The sequence below is a fragment of the Maribacter sp. 2-571 genome, assembly GCF_050589625.1.
Lineage (GTDB): Bacteria > Bacteroidota > Bacteroidia > Flavobacteriales > Flavobacteriaceae > Pelagihabitans.
This window is the reverse complement of the sequence record NZ_JBNGOP010000008.1, coordinates 33,092-55,159: the sequence shown is the minus strand read 5'-3', so window position 1 is coordinate 55,159 and position 22,068 is coordinate 33,092. Positions and strand designations below refer to the sequence as shown.

Here is a 22,068-nt window from a genome sequence, read left to right as displayed (position 1 = left end):
GATATAAGAAAATCGCCCAATTTCGCGTTATAGTACCCTATATGATTATTTATACCCATAAATGTTAGTCATGAAAAAACTTTGTTACATTACCGTACTTGCGGGAGCTATTGTTTTAATGGCGAGTTGTATCAACGATGAAAAAGATACCGATCTTGAAATTATAGCGCCATCCGACAGCACGGTAACCGGAACCGTTGCCTACGCCTTTCCCGTAAATCGATAAGGACGTCGACCTATATTACCAAAAAGGCCCATCCAAAGGATGGGCCGTATAGTATTGAACATGATAAGGTTTACCAGATTTTCACCCGTTCTTCAGGAGCAAGGTATAGGGCATCGCCTTCCTTAACGTCAAAGGCTTCGTAAAACTCTGGAATGTTCCGCACTACGCCGTTCACCCTAAAATCCCTTGGGGAATGCGGATCGGAACTCACCTGTACCCGAAGTGCTTCTTCGCGTGACTTTCCGCACCAGCCTTGTGCCCATCCGATAAAAACCCGTTGCTTGGCGGTAAATCCGTCCAATTCCGGACCTTCCTTACCGTCCAATGAAATTTCGTATGCCTTTAAGGCGATGCTCAAACCGCCCAAATCACCAATATTTTCCCCCAAGGTAAACTCCCCATTGACATTTAAATCGGGTAGTACTTCAAATTCATTGTACTGGGCGATCAGATTGCCCGTGCGTTTTTTGAATTCTTCCTTATCACTTTCCGTCCACCAGTTGCGCATGGCGCCATCGCCGTCAAAAGTACTTCCCGTATCATCGAAACCGTGACCGATCTCATGACCGATTACGGCACCTATGGTACCATAGTTCACTGCATCTTCGGCCTCAAGGTCAAAGAACGGAGGTTGCAAAATGGCCGCTGGAAAAACAATCTCGTTCATGGTAGGATTGTAATAGGCATTTACCGTTTGCGGATTCATCCGCCACTCCTCCTTATCGATCGGTTTCCCCAATTTGTTCAGCTCGCGGAGATATTCCATTTCCGTTACCCGTTGCATATTACCGTATAGGTCATCGGCCATTATATCAATATCATAGGATTTCCATTTGTCGGGATATCCAATTTTTGGGGTAAACTTGCTCAACTTGTCCAATGCCTCTTTTTTGGTGGCATCGCTCATCCAATCCAATTCTTTGATACTTACCTCATAGGCCTTCAGTAAATTATCGACCAAGGTTTCCATACGTTTTTTTGCTTCTGGCGGAAAATGTTTTTTAACATACACCTTACCGACGACCTCTCCTAAACTACCGCTTACCGCGGAAACTCCCCTACGCCATAAAGGGCGTTGCTCCTTGGTTCCCCGAAGTTCCTTACTGTAGAAGGCAAAGTTCTGCTCGTCCAAGGCCGTATTCAATCGGGAAGCGTTCGCGTCGATTACACTCCACTTCAAATACGCTTTCCATTTGTCAAGATCGGTGGACGTAATAATACCGTTCAGCGCTTTGGTATAGTCCATCATGAGCACTCCCAACTTTTCTTGCTTTTCCAGGCCTATTTCCTTTAAAAATCCGGTCCAGTTAAAATCGGGCATCACTTCGGGCAGGGTACTTACTTCCAACATATTGTAAAGGCTGACCAAATCCCTTGTTTTTTCCTTTTCCAAGTGCTCTTTGGCCAATGTGGTTTCCAAAGCCATTACAGTTTTGGCCGCTTCGGCCCCATTGGGCAGCCCGGCCAAGTCGAACATTTTGGCAACATGCTCCACATATTTACCTTTTATTTCTTCCGAACGTTCGTCCGTTTTTATATAATATTCCCTGTCCGGTAGTCCCAATCCGCTCTGCCAGGTATAGACCGTATATACGTCCGGGTTTTTGAAGTCCTGGTATACGAACAGTCCGAGCGGCACTTTGGTATTCTTTCGATTGGCATAACCAAAATACACGGCAAGCTCGTCGTAATTAGAAATAGCGTCTATTTTTTCAAATTCGGATTTCAAGGGTACGGTGCCAATGGCATTTCGCTTTTCCATATCCATGTAGGATGCGTAAAGGTCCCCTACCTTTTGCTCATCGCTACCGACCGCAAAATTTCCGGAAGCGGCCTCTTCAATAATGGCCTTTACCTTATCCTCCGACTCTTCATGAAGTATGGTACCGATTCCGTAGGAGGATTTATCATTCGGAATTTCGGTAGTTTTCATCCAACTACCGTTCACGTAGGCCGTAAAATTATCTCCCGGTTTTACCGAGGGATCCATATTATCCTTGATGATTCCCGATTGCACGGGTTTCTCCATGGATACCGAGGCATCTTCCTGTGCCAAGCCCAGTTGACTATTAAAACAGAATAATAGTATCGGGCACAACAGCCCGATCGAAGTCGATTTTTTCATTTTCTTTTGTTTAAACGTTCTCTCGTCCGATTAGATGCAAAACGGCATTCTTTGTTACACTTAACAGGAAGATAATCGGGATATTAACTTTTGGCCCTGTGGCGTTCCCGTGCCAATAAGGTGTTTTTGAGCAACATGGCAATGGTCATTGGGCCCACACCGCCGGGCACCGGTGTAATATAAGAGGCCTTTTTGCTCACATTTTCAAAATCGACATCACCGGTGATATAATACCCTTTTGGTCGGCTTTCGTCGGGTACACGGGTAATCCCCACATCGATGACCACTGCGTCATCCTTCACCATTTCCGCTTTTAAGAAATTGGGGACCCCAAGTGCGGAAATTACGATATCGGCCTGGGAAATGATCTGTGTAATATTCTTGGTATGGCTGTGGGTCAAGGTTACGGTAGAGTTTCCCGGCCATCCCCTGCGGCCCATTAAAATACTCATTGGCCGACCGACGATGTGGCTGCGCCCGATAACTACCGTATGTTTTCCTTTGGTATCCACTTTATAGCGCTCCAAGAGCTCTAAAATACCAAAAGGCGTGGCCGGAATAAAAGTGCTCATATCCAAGGCCATTTTACCAAAATTGGTCGGGTGAAAACCGTCCACGTCCTTATCGGGATCAATGGCCATGATCACCTTTTGGGTATCGATCTGTTCCGGTAACGGTAGTTGCACGATAAAACCGTCTACCGCCTCGTTTTTGTTCAGTTCATCGATTTTTTTCAACAACTCCAATTCCGAAGTGGTGCTGGGCATTTGTACCAAGGTAGACTCGAAACCGATACGCTCGCAAGACCGTACCTTACTGCCCACATAGGTAAGACTGGCGCCGTCGTTGCCCACAATAATGGCGGCCAAGTGCGGCACTTTTTCACCGTGTTCCTTCATTTTCGCCACCGTTTCGGTAATCTCCTCTTTTATTTGGTTGGAAATCTTTTTCCCGTCTAATAATTCCATTTTCAGTATTTAATTAGCAATCGCGGTTTGTCGTCGTTTATAGTGAAGGGCATCGCTAGTCCTTCTTGCCTTTTTTAAAGGCTATGTGAACCTGTTTCCTCCCCTATTCCTTATATAGTTGTTATGCTTTACGGACTATGCACGCAGTGCAATCCATCTATCGCATGCCTTTCATTCCTCCCATCATCTGCATCATTTTTTTACCGCCGCCACCTTGCATCATTTTCATCATTTTCCCCATTTGGTCGAACTGTTTCAACAGTTGGTTTACTTCTTGAATGGTACGCCCGCTTCCTTTGGCTATTCTTTTTTTACGGCTGGCATTGAGCATGGCCGGGGTAGAACGTTCCTCGGGCGTCATCGAATGGATAATGGCTTCAATATGTTTAAAGGCATCATCGTCGATATCAAGCCCTTTCAAGGCTTTTCCAGCACCGGGTATCATTCCCATGAGGTCCTTAATGTTCCCCATTTTTTTGATCTGTTGTATTTGGCTGAGAAAATCGTCGAATCCGAATTTGTTCTTGGCAATTTTCTTTTGGATCTTTCGCGCTTCCTCCTCATCGAACTGCTCCTGCGCACGCTCTACCAAGGAAATAACGTCACCCATGCCCAAAATACGATCTGCCATTCGGGAAGGGTAAAAAACATCGATGGCCTCCATTTTTTCACCGGTACCGATAAACTTTATCGGTTTGTCCACCACCGATTTAATGGAGATTGCGGCACCACCACGGGTATCACCATCCAGTTTGGTAAGGATGACCCCATCAAAATTCAAGATATCGTTAAAGGCCTTGGCCGTATTTACGGCATCCTGACCGGTCATGGAATCGACCACAAAGAGCGTTTCCTGTGGTTGAATGGCCTTGTGGATATCCGATATCTCCTCCATCATCTTCTCATCCACCGCCAACCGACCCGCGGTATCGATGATCACCACGTTATGCCCGTTGGTTTTGGCATGGGCGATACCGGCCTGCGCTATGGCAACGGGATTTTTATTTTCCCTATCGGAATATACCGGTACGCCGATCTGGTCGCCTACCACATGTAGCTGATCGATCGCAGCAGGACGATACACATCACAAGCCACCAATAATGGATTCTTTGTTTTTTTTGTCTTTAGAAAATTGGCAAGTTTCCCCGAGAACGTGGTTTTACCCGACCCCTGTAGACCGGACATCAAAATAATCGAGGGATTGCCCGAAAGGTTGATGCCTTCCGTCTCCCCGCCCATCAGTTCGGTGAGTTCGTCCTTTACGATCTTCACCATTAACTGTCCGGGCTGCAACGTGGTCAGTACATTCTGCCCAAGGGCCTTTTCCTTTACCCGATTGGTAAACTCTTTGGCTATTTTAAAATTGACATCGGCATCAAGTAGCGCACGGCGTACTTCTTTGGTGGTTTCCGCTACATTGATCTCCGTTATTTGGCCATGGCCTTTCAGTACATGTAATGCCTTATCGAGTTTTTCACTTAAATTATCGAACATCGTATCTCTAAATTTTGAAGAAAAGCAAATTTAATAATAACCATGGTAAAGATGGGGAAACTGAACGAAAATTGTGCGCTAGCGACGCAGCGGGGTTCATACCAATTTTTAATGTTAACATATCCCTTAAAATTGTTCTTTTGCGTACCTCATTGTTTACTAGCATTTTTGCTTTGAAATTATCCAAATAAAAAGCAGTCATTTTTTGCTTGGACGAAAAAGAAAAATTAATACCATATTAACTTTGAAATGGTACGTATAGAAATTGGATTATTTTTCCGGCATTCAAGGCGAAAAACCTAAGCATAGCTGTAGCTACGGTTATTTTTTTTAACGAAGAATACCGGAAAAAGAAACGATTTATTAGTGCTATTTCAAAGTTAATATGGTATAAACATAACAGTAGCTACGGTTGTTTTTTATTTTGAAGTATAAGCGGAAAAGGGCAATTTAAATGGGTAATTTCAAGGTAGAAATGGTATAGAAACCGGTAAAGCGATTTTGTGGCCCCGCACAAGTACCAAAAAAAACGCCCGTCCTTTGTGGACGGGCGTTCCCTAAAATAAGGGGCACTATACTTGTGGGGTGTTCTCGTTATACCATTTCTGGTGTAAATACTAGTTATCGCAGTCGCGTTCCAAAACCAAAAGTTCTTCACCTCTCTTGATTTCCAAACGATCGTCGGTACAAGAAGTAATGCGCCATTCGCCAATGTAATTGGCCAGTTCCATACTTAAATCATTGAAGCTGAGGACACCTTCTTCCAGCGACCAATTGCCCTCGTCCACCGCAACATCGTTTGGATTATACACATGGATATTAAAATTTGAAAAATCGATGGTCAATTCCGATAAAAAGCTATCCCCACCATTGGCCACTATCCATATACATTCGGATAGATTGGCAGTGATGGACTCATCATCACAGGGTTTGGTATATTCACAGTTCTTCTCCAAAACCACTTTATTGGCGTCATCGGTAAAAAGCTTGATCTTGCCCTCATCGATCTCGTATACGAACCATTCCAGGTTGAGATCGGTCATGCCTTCAAATTCTAATTTTAGGGCTACTCTCCAATCGGTTATCATTGTTTCCCAGCTTCCTGAAAAAATTGCACCTCCATGTTCGATCGTTGTGGTACCGTCTTCATTGAAGGTCAGCACGTTTTCCCTAAAATCGGAAATCCAATCTTGGTTTTCCCTTAAAATACTTTGAAGCACCCATGGGCATTCCACCAATAGGGCGTCCAAACGCTCTTCCGTAAAATCATCATCGTTATAGTCCGAATCGTCATCCTCATCACAACTGTTCTTTACATTTTCGATGGCATCGGCAAGGGCTACATAATCGTCTACGGTAAGTTTGCTACCATCATGCAGTTCAAAAGTTATTGGAAAATCGACACCGATCAAATCATTGGGCCCCAAACCGGCAAAGAAACGTCGCAGTTCCTTATCGCTGGAAACCGCGATACTCCCCGTTTGCTGCGAGCGGGTATCAAAAGTGAACAAGGTAATGGGATATACAAAATCGATACATTCGATATCGGCATCATCGCCGCCTTCCACACATTGGGAAGCAAGTTCCCTCAAATCCGAAACACCGTCAATGGTTACCTCCGAATAATCGGCCAATACCACGGTAATCGGAAAAAGAATTTCTAACAAATCGGTATCGTCGTCCACGGCATCGAACAGCTTTTCGATCAAACTCAGGTCCGATTCCGAATTAATGGTTATGTCAATACCACTAACGGTTACGGTGTAAGGAAATTGAATATCGAAACAACTGGAACCGTCAACGATATTATCAAAAGAACCGTCATTGGAAACGGTGCGTTCTATCAGTTTTGCGGTGGCCGAAGAAGCCATCAGTGTATTTTCATCGTTCATCACGGGCTCATCGACCGTATCGCTCTGACATCCGACAAAAGTAAGGGCTACGAAAAGTAGGCAAAGTCGCGCCACAGGTTTAAAAAACGTTTTCATAATGATTTGGAATTTAATGTTATTGTAATGAACTGGTTTACACTTTTTCTTTTACCTGCGAAAATCACATTTTGCACCCTTATTTTGCAATTTTTAGCAACCGTAGCCCTGCTATGCTTTTTAAAAATAACTTCATAACGGCACAAAAGCCAATTTTCTCGGTTCCAAACAAAAAGTATATACAAGTTCAATGGTAAAACAATCGATCAAAAAAACACCCTACTTGAATTCTTAACCTTTTTTAAAATATCTTTGGTCAAAACAGCGTTACTAAAAAGACGTCATCATCGACGCAACGGCTTTTTACGATTGGTTTGAAATTACCAAAAAAGCCTTTCAAAAAAAGTTTTTTACCGAAAAAAAGCGAACCTAATTTTCAACAGAAAATGAAAAACCAGGACACCGTATGTGAGGATGATACGTTCGCGAACATCTTCAACCTTCATTCAAAAACGGTTTTCAACTATATTTATTATAAATTCGGTAATGAAGAAAAGGCCCATGATGCCGTACAGGAAGCATTTGTAAAACTTTGGGAGAACTGTGCGAAAGTGAGTCCGGCCAAAGCCAAATCGTTTGTGTACACCGTAGCCAATAATTTGTATCTGAACGTCATCAAAGCAGAAAAGGTTCGATTGAAGTATGCCGATAAAACGTTGAAAACTACTCAGGAATCCCCAGAATTTTTATTAGAGGAGAAGGAGTTTAAAGAAAAGCTTGAACGCGCACTGCAAAGTTTACCGAAAAACCAGCGTACCACTTTTTTATTGAACCGGATCGATCGAAAAAAGTATGCCGAAATTGCCGAGATGGAAGGAGTGACCGTAAAAGCCATTGAAAAACGGATGCATTTGGCGTTAAAAGCCTTGCGCGCAAAAATTGACGGTATTTAGATAGTATGAAGTACCTTCAAAATCAAACAAGTAGGGTTTTTACAACACCAACTGTTATAAGTTTAGCATAAAGGCAGTAATCATGCAAGAGAATCATTTATCAAAGTGGATCGACCAAGAGCTTACAGAAGCCGAGTTAAAGGAATTCAAAGCTTCTGAAGGCTATGCCACTTACGAAAAAATAAAAGCGGTTTCCGATCGACTTTCGGCCCCGGATTTTGATACGGACCAAGCCTTTGCCGCCATAAGGCAACGTACGGCGCCCGTTGCGGAGACCAAAGTATTCTCCTTACGACCCTACACCCGGTTCTTGAAGGTTGCGGCGGCCATTGTACTGCTGATCAGCGGTGCCTTTGTGTATTTGAATTCCTTGAATACCCATATTGCAACACAATTTGCGGAAAATAAAACAATTACCTTACCCGACAACTCCAACGTGATTTTAAATGCAGGTTCCCAATTATCCTACGACGAAGACCAGTGGGATACCGAACGCAACCTCACTCTATCCGGAGAGGCCTTTTTTAAGGTAGCGAAAGGAAAAAAGTTTACCGTAGCCACCGATGCAGGAACGGTTACCGTACTGGGAACCCAATTTAATGTAGTACAAAGAGAGGGTTATTTTAAGGTAAGCTGTTACGAAGGCCTCGTAAGTGTTTCCATAGCCGGCGAGGAAACCCGATTGCCCGCTGGAAAGACCCTTACCATTATTAGAGGTGCCGTTTCGGCAGCTAGCGTGACCAAAAATGGAAAACCTTCCTGGATCGATAAAGAAAGTACTTTTCAGAGTGTTCCCCTGCGTTTTGTGCTGGATGAATTTGAAAGACAACACAATGTTGAAGTCGTTACCAAAGCGATCGACCTCGATAAAGTATATACGGGCACCTTTAGCAACGATAATACCGAATTGGCTTTAAAGAGCATTAGTATTCCTTCCCAAATAAAGTTTAAATTTGAGGGGAACAAAGTGCTGTTTTATGCCCAAAACACCCCCTAGGCTTCCTAAGGTTTTCCTGTACGTATTGTTACTTCTCGTCTTTTCCTATGGTAGGGCGCAAGAAGCGGGAGACGTCACCGCACTTTTTTCGTTCCTTCAAGAATTGGAACAACGGTTCGATATTAAATTATCCTATGTCGATGCCGATATTCAAGACCTCAACATTACCGTTCCCGAATTTACCGACCTGGAAACGGCACTCTCCGCAATCACGCAACAGACACAGCTCCGTATCGAAAAACTCAACGATCGGTATTATACCCTTACCAAAAGCGAACTTATAGCTATCTGCGGCCAAGTGCTCGACAATTTTAAAGAAAATACCGTGCCGGGTGCAACTGTGGAGGTACTCCCTAGAAGCAAATCGTTGGTTACGGACAGTGAGGGCCGTTTTTCAATTTCGGGAATTTCCAGAAAGTCGATATTGCAAATAAAATTTTTTGGTTTCAAAACGCTGTTCGTAGCTGCTGAAAAGCTGGTTTCGAACGCCCCATGCCAAACGCTTTTGTTGACCCCGTTCTACAACCAGCTGGAAGAGGTGGTCGTGTACGAATTCCTTACCGCGGGATTGGTACAACAGGCCGATGCGAGCATACTGCTGAACACGAACGAATTTGGAATACTCCCCGGTGCCATGGAACCCGACATCCTACAGACCATACAGGCGTTACCAGGGGTAAAGAGCATTGATGAAACCGTTTCGGACATTAATATACGTGGCGGTAGCAATGACCAAAACCTATTGCTATGGGATGGCATAAAAATGTACCAATCCGGTCATTTTTTCGGATTGATCTCGGCATTCAATCCCTATTTGACCGATAAGGTAACTTTAATAAAGAACGGTTCCAGTGCGGTCTATGGTGATGGTGTAAGCGGCATCATCGACATGCGTACCAAAAACAAACTGGAAAACGCTTTTTTTGGTGGAGCGGGCTTCAACATGATCAATGGGGATGTATACGGACAACTTCCTATCAATGACGATATGGCGTTTCAATTTTCCGCTCGAAGGTCGTTGACCGATTTTTTCAATACCCCGACCTACAGTGAATTTTCAAGTCGCGCTTTTCAGGACAGCCAAGTGGTAGAACAAGAGGCCGACTTTTATTTCTATGATTTCAGCAGTAAATTTTTATATGACATCGGAACAAAGCACCAGCTACGGGCCAGTGTCATCAATATCAACAACAGGCTTGCCTATTCGCGACTGACGACGGGCTCGGCGGAAAGTACCGAGAGCGAACTGGACCAAACCAACACCTCCTTCGGAGGCCATTTTACGAGCACCTGGAGCGACCGTTTTTCTACGGACCTTAACGTATATCGCACCGATTACGAGTTGGGCGCCAACAATAGCTATCCCGATCCCCAACAACGGTTGGTACAGGTGAACAAGGTTGAGGAAACCGGGGCAAAACTAATTACCGAACTGCAGGTAGGAACCGTCGCGACCTTAAGAAATGGGTATCAATTTACCGAAACCGGCATTGCCAACCAGGCCTTGGTCACCCAACCGCCCTTTGATAGCAACGTAAAACGAATTATGCGCGCTCATGCGGTTTTTTCGGAATTCTCCTATACCTCGGAAGACAAAAAGCTTTTTGCCAACGCCGGTCTGCGGTTGAACTATTATCAAAACCCCGATAGCTTTGAAGAATTTATACCGGAGCCACGGTTGAACCTCAACTATACCTTTGCCCCAAACTGGAAGGTAGTCGGCCTTGGGGAATTCAAGAGCCAGGTAACCAATCAGATCATCGACTTGGAACAGAACTTTTTAGGGGTCGAAAAACGACGATGGATCATTTCGGATGGCGAAACACTTCCCGTTACCACCAGCAAACAGGCCTCTTTAGGACTTAATTTTGATACAAAGGAATTCTATGCGGGAATAGAGGGCTTTTTTAAGGAGGTCAAAGGCGTTAGCACCGCAACCCAGGGCTTTCAGAACCAAAACCAGTTCAATGGGGAAATCGGACAGTATACCATACGCGGAGTAGAGCTGTTGATCAACAGAAAAACGGAGAATTATAGCGTTTGGGGCAGTTATAGCTATAATTTGAACACTTATTTTTTTCCGGAACTGATGCCTTCCGAATTTCCGCATAACCTAGATGTCCGCCATGTGGCGACCCTTGCCGGCACCTATACCTTAGGTCCTTTAAAAATGGCGTTGGGACTCAACTACCGGACCGGAAAACCGTTTACCGAACCGGCCGCTACGGATCCGCTGGATACCAGCTTTTTTCCAAACCGTATCAATTATGCCGAGGCCAATAGCAGTAGACTCCCCGAGTATCTGCGAGCGGACTTTTCGGCCATGTACGCTTTTGAACTGACTCCTGAAATTGCCGCTACCGTAGGTGCGTCAGTGCTTAACATCACCGATAGGAAAAACATTTTCAACAGATTTTATAGGATCGATACGGAAGGGGAAATCGAAAAAGTGGAAAATGTGGCCCTAGGGTTGACCCCCAATCTCAGTTTTAGAGTTCGTTTTTAAACTATTGATCCTGGCTTTCGTATTCCTTACAATCGATTCGAATGTCATTTGTTCGAAGTGTTCGCTCCAAAAGATTACAGTAGCTCGAACCTTTTTTTTCTACATAAAAACGACAACCATAACAAATACGCAGTTCCCCTAGCACCCCATCCTTACTTAATCCGTACATCAAGCGGCTCAAAACATGGAAAAGCGGTTGTAGCACTTTCGCGTCCCTACTCAACTGCTTTTTTATGGGATTGGCAAAATCCTTGGTCATTTCAACCATCTGTTCCCCGGAATCCGTTAAAAAAATTACGTAGCTACGACTGTCCGAATTGGAATAATCTTTTTGGATCAACTGTTTTTTCAACAGAACCCGCACCACGTCACTAATCGTAGGTTTGGTCACATTGAATTCCTTCGCCAAATTACTGACCGTACAAAATTCGGGTCCATGATAGGCAACAAAAAGCAATAATTGTATTTGAATAGGGCTCAGCCCTAATTCTTTTCCTTTATCCCACAACAATACCTTAAAGGCCTCGGAAACCTTTTCCAATCCGGCCACTATTTTATTGGGTAGGTTACCGTTCTGTGCTGCCGGATCAAAGAGGGATTCGCTCATAACTTGGTGTATCGCTATCGGTGTCGATAGACAAAGTTAGTTATCCTGTCAGACTATATAAACTTTCAATATCAAGAATTGCGCTGCGCTAGGTTTGTAATTGTTTTCCCGGCACCCGAAAACCCCTTTTATACAACAGAACGGAATGCCCCAAAGCTGGATCGAAAATGTTAAACTCGGCGCAGTGTAGCACTCGCGATTTCAATTTTGGAAGCACAAAAATGCCCCATCTTCATGGGGCATGGCTTTTTTTGCTATGCTATTGGCTTACGCTTTCCAAAAGCGTGTCAAATAAAGTATGCCCATCGACAACAAAAGGTCAGGTCGGATACTTCTTCGTACCCAAACTTTTTGTTTTATTTTGTTACCGAATACGGTAAGGACAAATCTTTACTTGCCACGGAGAATACTTCATAAACGCCCAATAACGGCAAATCGTCCTTGCTTCCGTTTACTTTTAGAAGGGCCGTAACGCCATCATACTTAAAATTCGTTTGGTTATTGATTCGATAATCGGGCACCACAACCCGAATGGTTTCCTTGTCAGTTGTTACCGGAAAACCAGGTGAATCCATATACATAGGCATTCCAGGATTGGTAGGAGGGAGCACGACCGCGGTATCCCCCTCTGTGAACTGTTTTACCCTCAAGCCCCCGGAGACCCTTTTATCTTCTACGAGTATGACCCAGTGGGGATGCCATACCACACCGTCATTATCAAAAGCTCGATCATTGTTCTCGTCCCATAATGGAGTATCGTCGAAATCCGGATGCGAAGTAAGTGCAAGAGCAACCATCCCCTTAACATTGCCAAAACCGACATCCGCGGGGTTTAGCGTAGTGGGAAATACATACCCTAAAACCGTTGCCCCATCAAGCTGGCCTATCGGCTCGGGCGTGGTGTTTCCGGCAATACCACCGACATCGATTTGCCAAACGGTCACCCCGATGGCCTTGTGATGTGTTACGGTTGCTTTTCTAATGGAAAAATCTGCGTTGTTATATTCATTTTTTTGGGCGCGCGAACTGGTCAATGCACCCAAAACCATTATAATGGAAGTTACTATTGGATTTATTTTCATTTTGTCTGGAGTTGAAAAGTTAGGATTCACCTATTTTTAATTAGGAATCCTAACTTTATAGATTATAGAATTATGCTTTCAAGGCCGATAAGGAGGCGCCAAAATTTAAATGAAGTACTTGTCCCGAAGGAGTCAATAAGGCTGGAACCGAATTTACCCCGGCCTTCTCCGCTTCTAAAATACGGGTGGTTACGGTCCCGATATCAACGATTTCTAAGTTGTCCTTACCAATCAACTCAATTATTTCCTTTTCCGCACTTACACAAACAGGGCAGCCTGCGTGATAAAAAATAGATTTTTTCATAATATGAATATTAAATTAAGATTATCCAAATATAGTTAGTATTCCTAACTAAATATACTCCGCAGTATTTATTTTTCTTATCGTACCATTCGCATATCGCTATAAGATGGTATTTTAACGAAACTCAAATTTTAACATTCGCTTTAAAATCCCGTACAGTTCTGGAAAGTCTTGGTCAAATTGTTGTGGGGTTTCCACATAATTTTCTACGGCCACCGAAAAAAATTCTTGCGTATTGGTCATCCCATACTCCCTAAAGTATCCTGTGGCCGCCATTTGTTCCCGAAACAACGGTGCTGCCAGCAAGGCATGGATCTCCCTGAAACCCACACGAAACTTCATAGCTTCCCACGAACCTTTGCGCTTCATTTCATAGCTAAGGGCATGGGCAAATTCGTGCATGGCCAAATTGATATTGTCATTGGGAATCCGAAAGCCTTCCCACAACTGTTCGGCAGAAAAAACAACGGTCTTAAAAAAAGGATTGTACTCCCCTAAATGGTGCCGGCGACTGATCCTGGAATAGTATTGGGAAGGGTACACGATAACCCGCATTAAAGAGCGCCGCATCTTATAATTTTTTAACCCGAGGGTCATGAGCACCAAGCTGCCGCTCAATATCAGTTTGATATCTTCCTGACGGGATACCGCGCCATAAAACACGAATTTTTTCCGGCTCCTGAACCATTTTATGCGCTCCTCGCAACGCGCTTTCAACACCTCCGGAAGTTTTCTGTAAATGGGAAAATTATCGGTCAACACCTGCTTCTCCAAAGTGGTGAGCGGTTTTAACTTCACAAAAGGATTGAACTGCACCAACCCTATGGCATAGTAGACGATGTATAGAAACTGCCCTACAATGTAGACTCCCGCGAGAATCGCAAAGATCTTTGGTACGTGCATATGGAACTACAACTGTAAAAACAGAAATTAATTGTTGCTACCGGAACATTACATACGATCGGGAACCTGTATTCCCAATAAGGCAAAGGCCGATTTGATGACCTCCGCCACCTTTTTAGAAAGCTGTACCCGTAGTATTTTCTTTTGCATGTCGCTCTCGCCCAAAATAGAAACCTGTTGGTAAAAGGAGTTGAATTCCTTTACCAGATCATAGGTGTAATTGGCGATTAGGGCCGGGCTGTAGTTTTCGGCCGCCAACTGCACCGTCTCCGGAAACAGCTGCAATTGTTTGATCAATTCCTTTTCCTTGGGATGCAACGCCATATCGCTTTCGGCCGGCGTCATGGGAACCTCCATAGCATTGGCCTTGCGCAAAATAGACTGGATCCGCGCGTAGGTATATTGTATGAAGGGACCTGTGTTGCCCTGAAAATCCACGGACTCCTCCGGATTAAAAAGAATACGTTTTTTAGGGTCTACCTTTAAAATATAGTATTTGAGGGCACCAAGACCGATAATCTTGTACAATTGTTGCTTTTCCGCTTCGGAATAGGCCTCTAATTTTCCTAATTCCTCTGAGATGTTGGCAGCGGTCAGCGCCATATCGACCATTAGATCATCGGCATCGACCACAGTACCTTCCCTACTCTTCATTTTTCCACTTGGCAGGTCGACCATCCCATAGCTAAGGTGGTAGAGTTTTTCCGCCCAACCAAAACCCAATTTCTTTAGGATCAGGAAAAGTACCTTAAAATGATAATCTTGCTCGTTACCCACAGTATATACCATACCGCCGATATCAGGGTAGTCCTTTACCCGCTGTATGGCAGTGCCGATATCCTGTGTCATATACACTGCGGTTCCGTCCGATCGCAGTACAATTTTTTCGTCCAGCCCTTCATCGCTGAGATCGATCCAAACACTACCATCGTCCTTCTTGTAAAAAACACCTTGCTTCAGGCCGTCGGCAACCACGTCCTTGCCCAAAAGATAGGTATCACTTTCGTAATACAGCTTGTCAAAATCGACTCCCATGTTGGTATAGGTGACGTTAAAACCGTCATACACCCAACCGTTCATTTTCTTCCACAGGGCTACGATCTCGGCGTCCCCTGCCTCCCACTTTCGGAGCATTCCTTGGGCGTCCTTTAAAATAGGTGCTTCCTTTTCCGCCAACTTGGTATCCATTCCATCCGCTTCCAAGGCAGCAATCTCCTTTTTATAGGCCTTATCGAAGGCAACATAATAATTCCCGACCAGCTTATCGCCCTTTAGTCCCGTACTTTCCGGGGTTTCTCCATTCCCAAACCGTTGCCAGGCCAGCATGCTTTTACAAATATGGATGCCCCTATCATTAATGATCTGGGTCTTGTATACCTTCTTTCCGGCGGCCTTTAAAATTTCTGCCACCGAATAGCCCAAGAGGTTGTTTCGGATATGTCCCAAGTGCAAAGGCTTATTGGTATTGGGTGAAGAATATTCCACCATAATCGCCTCCGGTTCCTTTTCTTGGGCATGCCCGAAATGCGCTTCATTGCGAACAGCATTGAAAAAGTTTACATAATAGGCGTCCGAAACCACAATATTTAAGAACCCTTTGATCACGTTGTACCCGGAAACTACATCGACCTGTTCCATCAAAAATGTTCCGATCTTTTCGCCGATCTGTACCGGGTTGCCCTTTATGAGGCGAAGCATTGGGAATACCACCACGGTAATATCCCCTTCAAAGTCCTTTCGGGTCGGCTGAAACTCGACTTCCGGCAATGCTACGTCGAACAAGGTGTTCGTCGCCTTCTTCACCTGAATACCCAATATCTCCTGTAAACTCATATCGTTCCTATTGTAAGGCCGCAAAATTAATCATTTTTTTAAGGCTTTCGGGCCCTTGCCCTCGGAATTAAAAGTGGTTTTCATTAACTTTATAAAAACGGAATTAACGCTGCATGCGAGTAAAAAAGGTATCGCGAACCCTTAAGGCAAATTACGTTTTTTTCCATGCGGAAATACTGTTGGTAAGAACGGTAGGCGAAACAAGGTGCCCGATAACGATTTTTTTCTATTTAAAAAAAGGATAAACAGGCCCTTACGTCACCAAAGCGGTCCGAAAAACTGAAATTTATATTATGCTATTAAACGTTTCGTATTCCGATAAAAAGGTCACCAATAAGATAACGGATGCCGTTGGCAAGCCCTTCCCGCTAAAAGAGCGTTGGAAAATGGGCGGTATCGGCTCCCCAAAATTATTCATTACAGAAACTAGTGTAGAAATACGCAACCTATTGCTTCTGGACAACAACAGGGACTGTTGTTCCATCGAATTGCGGCCCAAAGGAATCATATTGCGTTTTCGGTCGTTGTTGGAAACCTTTGCACTGGTCATTCCCTATTACAAGTTGACGGTCTATAAGGGAGATTTAGCCGTTTACTCCGTGTACCGCGACCATTATTTTGTAAAAGTGACCGCCGATACAAAAGCGATACAAAAGTTCTTTAGAAAAATGTTGGACCAAAAAGCGGACAATACCCCAACGGCAATCGAGGATCTATGAGCCTAAGGAAAAGTGGCCCTACCAAACGGGAGCATGAAATTTAAAGGGAGTTTCAACCCATTGCCCCTAAACGCATACGGTGGCCTGCAAACGGACGTATACCATTTTAGCTTTGAAATGGTCTTATGTTGTAAACACGATAGATGAAAATACTACTTACTGGTGCGAACGGATATATTGGTATGCGCCTATTGCCGCTGTTACTGGATCAAGGACACCAATTGGTGTGTACCGTACGCGATGAGGAACGCCTTTCCATAGATCCCGAAATCCGTTCACGGATCGAGGTCCTTGAAATCGATTTTTTGGAAACGGTGCAAAAAGGAAAAGTACCGCACGATATTGACGCGGCCTATTTTTTGATTCACTCCATGCGTTCCTCCACCAAAGAGTTCGATGAAATGGAAGCTGTTACCGCCCACCATTTCAACGCCTATCTGGCCGAAACCAAAGCCAAACAGGTTATCTATCTCAGTGGGATTTCCAATGATGAAAACCTTTCCAAACATTTATGGTCGCGCAAAAATGTAGAGGAAATCTTGGCCAAGGGAAATTATGCCCTAACCGTACTCAAAGCAGGGATTATCGTTGGTTCGGGCAGTTCTTCTTTTGAAATTATTCGCGACCTATGCGAAAAACTACCCTTCATGATCACACCCAAATGGGTGCTCACCAAAACACAACCTATTGCCATACGCGACGTACTTGCCTTTTTGACCGGTGTGCTCGGCAATGAAAAAACCTATAACGACGGCTTTGATATTGCCGGACCCGATGTGCTCACCTATAAGGAAATGATGCATCAGTATGCTGCGGTACGAGGATTTAAAAATTGGATTTTTACGGTACCGGTAATGACCCCCAAACTATCTTCCTACTGGCTTTATTTTGTTACCTCTACTTCCTATAAACTGGCCATGAACCTGGTTGACAGTATGAAGATCGAAGTGGTGGCAAACGATACACGGCTCCAAGACCTTCTTGGAATTACTACCCATTCCTATACGGCGGCCATCGACATGGCCTTTAAAAAAATCGCACAAAACCAGGTGGTCAGCAGTTGGAAAGACAGTATGGTCAGCGGCCGCTTTCAAAAAGATTTGGGAAAGTACATACAGGTACCTAAATATGGGATCCTCAAAGATGAACAGAAGTTACCGGTCAAGGATACCGAACGGGTATTAAGGAATATTTGGAAAATCGGAGGACAACAGGGTTGGTACTATGGCAATTGGCTATGGCAACTACGGGGCGTTATCGATAAGCTGTTCGGAGGCGTAGGGCTCCGAAGGGGACGAACACATCCGGACAAGCTATACCCTGGCGACGCCTTGGATTTCTGGCGGGTACTCCTGGCCGATAAAAAAGAAAAACGGCTTTTGCTCTTTGCCGAAATGCGTTTGCCCGGTGAAGCCTGGCTGGAGTTCCGTATCGATGATGCCAACGTGTTGCACCAAACCGCCACGTTCAGGCCCCGAGGACTTCGTGGTCGCTTGTACTGGTATAGCATTGTTCCCCTTCATTATTTTATTTTTGGGGGAATGATCCGGAATATCGTAAAAGCATGATTTCGGGAATTGCTTATAAGCAACTATGCCTAGCTCCCTGCGGTCGTGGGCGCATGTTAAACTTCTTTCAAACCCATTTTAGCTGGTGAAAATTCTTTTCAACAATGCCATTTTATCGATTTCAATTGGCTTGATCCTTGCCTTCACCGCGGTCGTTTTTTTTGCTACCGAAGCGAGTTATGCAAGCATTGAAACGGGTTCTATATGGGTGAGGAACCATTTTGGCCATTTTTATCTTTATCTGGGGCTTGGCTGTGTGCTGCTGTTGGTGGGCATTGCATGCTCTCCTTTCGGAAACATCAGACTAGGGGCCAAGGACAGCACCCCCGAACATTCGCTTTGGGCGTGGACCGCTATGCTATACAGTGCAGGAATGGGCGCCGGCATTTTGCTAAGGGCCGTTCAAGAACCGGTATTCATGCAGCAAAACCCACCTTTTCCTAGCAATCACAGCCCGGAAATTTTAGCGCTGGAGTTTACGTTCTACCAATGGGGCTTTACCGCTTGGGCTTTTTATGGGCTATTTGCCATGGTTGTGGGATACGCCCTGTTCGTTCGCAAAAAGGCCGTGCTGGTCAGTGCCACGGTATCCGATTCCATTTCCAATAAAACGGTATTGGGTATCATCGACATCATTGTGGTCATCACCACCGTATTTGGTCTTATTGCGGCCCTTGGTCTTGGGACCACGCAAATAAAAGGGGGCCTTGATCATTTGTTTTCTGTAGACTTCGGGTTGGGCACTACCCTTTCCTTGGTTTCAGGAATCGCACTTATCGCCTTTTACTCTGCTTGGAAAGGAATAGACAAGGGAATCAAGATCATATCGAAGGTAAATATCCTCATTACGATGACCTTACTTGCCCTTATCTTTTTTTTAAGCGATGTTTCCACCATTCTGCTGAACTTTGTACAGGCCTTGTATGCTTATATCGTAGAGTTTATCCCTATGAGTTTGGCCTTGGGCAACTATGATCCGGGTATCGCCTTTTTGACGGATTGGACTTTCTACTACTGGGCATTTTGGTTGGCCTGGGCACCTTTCACCGGGATTTTTATTGCCCGTATTTCTAAAGGGCGAACCCTACGGCAATTATTATTGGGCGTGTTGTTCATTCCTTCTTTGGGTACTTTTTTCTGGTTTTCGGTATTCGGTACCGCTGCGTTTCAAACCATTGCCGATAGCGGCGCCTATCAAGGAGAATTTGGCAATGTATTTTCTTCTATTTTTATCTTTTTTGAAAGCTATCCGTTCCCTGCACTTTGGAGCGGCATTACCATTTTTCTTCTCATCGGTTTTTTGGTCACATCGATCGATTCCGCCGTTTTTGTGCTAAGTATGTTTACGGACAACGGAAAAAAGGAACCCGCTAAAATGCATCGGTTCCTTTGGTCGGTGTTCGTGCTATTGGCCACCATGGCGCTATTGCTATTGGGAACGGCCAAGGCCGAAATAGATGTGTTGAGCGCCGTACAAAAATTGCTGATCATCACTTCCTTGCCCTTTGCCCTTCTAATCATACCAATGTCATGGTTGTTCGTCAAAACCTTGGTGAAACGATAACCAAACCGTTATGCAGCAAACAGTTGGCAATACGCCATTTCCTAATGCATAAGACGGGTTAGAAATTTGTAGCTCAGGGTACCCGGAGGAACGCCTTGCGTTAAAGTGCATCCTTTCAACCAACGTCTACAACCCATGAATCCCCCCTACTTAGCGGTTTTCAGCACGCTCCGCAAAGGCAAAAACACTTCGGCCATCATACAACGGGCGCTCCCTCCCCCGCAGGTCTCGATAGTATCCAACGGGCTATGGATAATGCTACAATGCTTTTCTATAGCGGTAACTTGATCGGGTCGCAAACTTTTATATGCAGCGGTACTCATCACCATAAACCTTTCGTCGTCGGCACCCACTACCTGCAGCATGTTTCCCGCAAATTGATGCATTTGTTCGTCGGTAATCGGAATGATTTCCTTTCCATCCGTCTTTAAGTGGTGCATTACTTCCTTGCGCTCTTTTTTATTATCAATGGCATCCAAATTAATGATTGCAAAGTGCTCGGCCATGGCCATCATCACATTGGTATGATAAATGGGCAATCGTTCACTGTTTACGGTTTGGTTGGCCGTAAAGATGACCGGGAAACAGTCAAAGTCCTCGCAAAACTCAATAAAAAGTTCTTCATGCGCCCGTTCGGAGAGCGCGCAATACGCTTTTTGATGAACCCTATCTTTTAAAATACTACCCGTACCTTCCAAAAAATAACCTTCTTCCTCTGCGGCGGTATAATCTACAACGGTATCGATCCGAAAACCGGCTTCCTCCAGCACATCAAAAATATCCTCGCGCCGTTCGTTTCTTCTGTTTTCGGCGAACATTGGATACACGGCAATGGTTCCATTGGCGTGGAACGAGATCCAATTATTGGGGAAAATGGAATCTGGCGTGTTGGGCTCCTCGGTATCATCGATTACGATTACGTTGACCCCATGCGTTCTTAAAACGGCAACAAAGGCATCGAATTCCATTTGTGCCTTTTTATTGATTTCTACGTTTTGAATGGAAAGTTGCTCCTGAAAATAATTATTGACCGCCGTTTGCTCGTTCATTCGAAAATTGACGGGACGAATCATTAAAATGGTATTGGTAATCTGCATGCACGGTATGTATTGGAACGAGTTAAAATGGTATAAGACCGATTGGTTCGACTTCTATCAGATTATAGGACATCGAAAGAATCGGATTCTTTCGGATTGTAAAATTAGATTTTTTTCAACGTTTCCCCATCCAGATTTCAGTAAAAAACGATGAACGGGGCCGCTGAACACCACGCTTTGCGTAAAAGAAAAATAATCAGGTAAAACGAACACCTCCGCTTCATATCAGCGCACAGAGATCCCTTAATTTGTTGAGAAAAGATTACTCTCGAATCAGCGGTAACGTACTACAACGAAGCAATCCCTCCTGCTTTGCGATTTCGGAGTACGGTATTTCTTCTACGGTAAACCCTTGTTCGCGAAGCCAGTTGTTCAGTCTTTTGAAATTTTGTTCGGAAACGACCACATCTGGCGAAATGGAGAATACATTACTGAACATATGGTACATTTCGTCGGAAGTAATTTCAAAGATGTTTTCCTCCCCAAAAAAATCGACCAACCATTGGTATTCCGCCTCCACTAAAAACCCATTTTTATGTAGGATCGCCTTTCCTTTTCCCAAAGGTTGAAAGCAACAATCGAGGTGAAGGGCATTTTCCCTGGCGTTTTTTGACTTTCTTAATTCAAAGGCTTTTACCGTCTTGTTCGGAAACTGTTGTTTGATAAACCGTACCGCCTGCGCATTGGTGCGTGCGGTAATCTGATCGGGATAGTCGGCCGCGGTATAGGTACCCATAAAAATATGATCGTTCCAGGGCATGACATCGCCTCCTTCTACATGAACCTCCTCCGGTGGAATTAAAATGTGTTGGGGATCGATGTATTCCAATACATGAAAGATGGCCTCGAACTCTTTTTCCCTGTCCGGTAAAATATTCGCCTTTACCAACTTGTTTTCGATTACAAAGGCAATATCGCGAGAGAAAATTTGATTACAGTCCTTGAGCACCTCGGGCCGAAAAACGGAAACGCCATATTTTTTGAGTACCGCATCGAAGGCATTCATTTCGGTAATCATATCGGATTCCTTCGGATAGGTTCCCGCTAAAATATGTTCCAATGATTTTGGATCATAGGCCTCCTCCGCTTTCGGGACCGGTCCATTGTTTTCTGCGGTTCCCAGCACGACCGCCTTAAGTCGTGAAATTTCGTCGTTAACGTTTAGATGGAGCATGAATCACAATTTTGGATAG

Annotated in this window: 18 protein-coding genes; 7 read left to right on the top strand and 11 right to left on the bottom strand. The window is 44.4% G+C overall.

Going from position 1 to position 22,068, the window contains the following annotated elements:
• Positions 1-70: 70 nt before the first annotated feature.
• Entirely contained in the window at positions 71-226 is a 156-nt protein-coding gene (locus tag ACRD7P_RS07850) for a hypothetical protein (RefSeq protein WP_430906992.1), read from the top strand.
• 70 nt (positions 227-296) lie between these two features.
• Here ACRD7P_RS07850 and ACRD7P_RS07845 read toward each other — a convergent pair whose 3' ends face one another.
• From ACRD7P_RS07845 to ACRD7P_RS07830, 4 genes are all read right to left on the bottom strand, one after another.
• A complete protein-coding gene (locus ACRD7P_RS07845; protein ID WP_430906991.1) occupies positions 297-2,351 on the bottom strand; it encodes a M13 family metallopeptidase in 2,055 nt (684 codons plus the stop codon).
• 83 nt (positions 2,352-2,434) lie between these two features.
• The gene (locus ACRD7P_RS07840) at positions 2,435-3,319 is read right to left on the bottom strand and encodes a bifunctional 5,10-methylenetetrahydrofolate dehydrogenase/5,10-methenyltetrahydrofolate cyclohydrolase (protein ID WP_430906990.1); all 885 of its coding nucleotides are present in this window, start codon (positions 3,317-3,319) and stop codon (positions 2,435-2,437) included.
• Positions 3,320-3,476: 157 nt separating this feature from the next.
• A complete protein-coding gene (ffh, locus tag ACRD7P_RS07835; RefSeq protein ID WP_430906989.1) occupies positions 3,477-4,814 on the bottom strand; it encodes a signal recognition particle protein in 1,338 nt (445 codons plus the stop codon).
• Positions 4,815-5,431: 617 nt separating this feature from the next.
• Positions 5,432-6,802, bottom strand: a complete 1,371-nt coding sequence (locus ACRD7P_RS07830) for a hypothetical protein (RefSeq protein ID WP_430906988.1) — start codon at positions 6,800-6,802, stop codon at positions 5,432-5,434.
• Between the two features lie 386 nt (positions 6,803-7,188).
• On the opposite strand from ACRD7P_RS07830, the gene ACRD7P_RS07825 reads away from it, so the two are divergent.
• The 3 genes from ACRD7P_RS07825 to ACRD7P_RS07815 all read left to right on the top strand — a co-directional run bounded on the left by ACRD7P_RS07825 (position 7,189) and on the right by ACRD7P_RS07815 (position 11,198).
• Positions 7,189-7,695 (top strand): RNA polymerase sigma factor, encoded by a 507-nt coding sequence (locus ACRD7P_RS07825; RefSeq protein WP_430906987.1) that lies wholly within the window; start codon positions 7,189-7,191, stop codon positions 7,693-7,695.
• An 82-nt stretch (positions 7,696-7,777) separates the two neighbouring features.
• Positions 7,778-8,692: a FecR family protein gene (locus tag ACRD7P_RS07820; protein WP_430906986.1), complete on the top strand. Its 915-nt coding sequence runs from the start codon at positions 7,778-7,780 to the stop codon at positions 8,690-8,692.
• Entirely contained in the window at positions 8,673-11,198 is a 2,526-nt protein-coding gene (locus tag ACRD7P_RS07815; protein WP_430906985.1) for a TonB-dependent receptor, read from the top strand. Before ACRD7P_RS07820 ends, ACRD7P_RS07815 begins: the two co-directional genes overlap by 20 nt.
• 1 nt (position 11,199) lies before the next feature.
• On the opposite strand, the gene ACRD7P_RS07810 is transcribed toward ACRD7P_RS07815, so the two are convergent.
• The 5 genes from ACRD7P_RS07810 to argS all read right to left on the bottom strand — a co-directional run bounded on the left by ACRD7P_RS07810 (position 11,200) and on the right by argS (position 15,927).
• On the bottom strand, positions 11,200-11,805 hold the full coding sequence (locus ACRD7P_RS07810) for a MarR family winged helix-turn-helix transcriptional regulator (RefSeq protein ID WP_430906984.1): 606 nt from the start codon (positions 11,803-11,805) through the stop codon (positions 11,200-11,202).
• A 356-nt stretch (positions 11,806-12,161) separates the two neighbouring features.
• Positions 12,162-12,887 (bottom strand): hypothetical protein, encoded by a 726-nt coding sequence (locus ACRD7P_RS07805; protein ID WP_430906983.1) that lies wholly within the window; start codon positions 12,885-12,887, stop codon positions 12,162-12,164.
• A 70-nt stretch (positions 12,888-12,957) separates the two neighbouring features.
• On the bottom strand, positions 12,958-13,191 hold the full coding sequence (locus tag ACRD7P_RS07800) for a thioredoxin family protein (protein ID WP_430906982.1): 234 nt from the start codon (positions 13,189-13,191) through the stop codon (positions 12,958-12,960).
• Between the two features lie 114 nt (positions 13,192-13,305).
• A complete protein-coding gene (locus tag ACRD7P_RS07795) occupies positions 13,306-14,094 on the bottom strand; it encodes a zinc-dependent peptidase (RefSeq protein WP_430906981.1) in 789 nt (262 codons plus the stop codon).
• A gap of 48 nt (positions 14,095-14,142) precedes the next feature.
• Positions 14,143-15,927, bottom strand: a complete 1,785-nt coding sequence (gene argS, locus ACRD7P_RS07790) for an arginine--tRNA ligase (protein WP_430906980.1) — start codon at positions 15,925-15,927, stop codon at positions 14,143-14,145.
• Positions 15,928-16,220: 293 nt separating this feature from the next.
• Here argS and ACRD7P_RS07785 point away from each other — a divergent pair, with 293 nt between their 5' ends.
• The 3 genes from ACRD7P_RS07785 (at position 16,221) to ACRD7P_RS07775 (ending at position 19,778) form a co-directional block, all read left to right on the top strand.
• On the top strand, positions 16,221-16,646 hold the full coding sequence (locus ACRD7P_RS07785) for a hypothetical protein (protein ID WP_430906979.1): 426 nt from the start codon (positions 16,221-16,223) through the stop codon (positions 16,644-16,646).
• Positions 16,647-16,789: 143 nt separating this feature from the next.
• On the top strand, positions 16,790-18,214 hold the full coding sequence (locus ACRD7P_RS07780; RefSeq protein ID WP_430906978.1) for an SDR family oxidoreductase: 1,425 nt from the start codon (positions 16,790-16,792) through the stop codon (positions 18,212-18,214).
• A gap of 85 nt (positions 18,215-18,299) precedes the next feature.
• Entirely contained in the window at positions 18,300-19,778 is a 1,479-nt protein-coding gene (locus ACRD7P_RS07775; RefSeq protein ID WP_430906977.1) for a BCCT family transporter, read from the top strand.
• A gap of 146 nt (positions 19,779-19,924) precedes the next feature.
• On the opposite strand, the gene ctlX is transcribed toward ACRD7P_RS07775, so the two are convergent.
• Complete coding sequence (gene ctlX / locus ACRD7P_RS07770; RefSeq protein WP_430906976.1) at positions 19,925-20,875, bottom strand: citrulline utilization hydrolase CtlX; 951 nt, start codon at positions 20,873-20,875, stop codon at positions 19,925-19,927.
• Positions 20,876-21,137: 262 nt separating this feature from the next.
• Complete coding sequence (locus ACRD7P_RS07765) at positions 21,138-22,049, bottom strand: dimethylarginine dimethylaminohydrolase family protein (RefSeq protein WP_430906975.1); 912 nt, start codon at positions 22,047-22,049, stop codon at positions 21,138-21,140.
• Positions 22,050-22,068 lie beyond the last annotated feature (19 nt).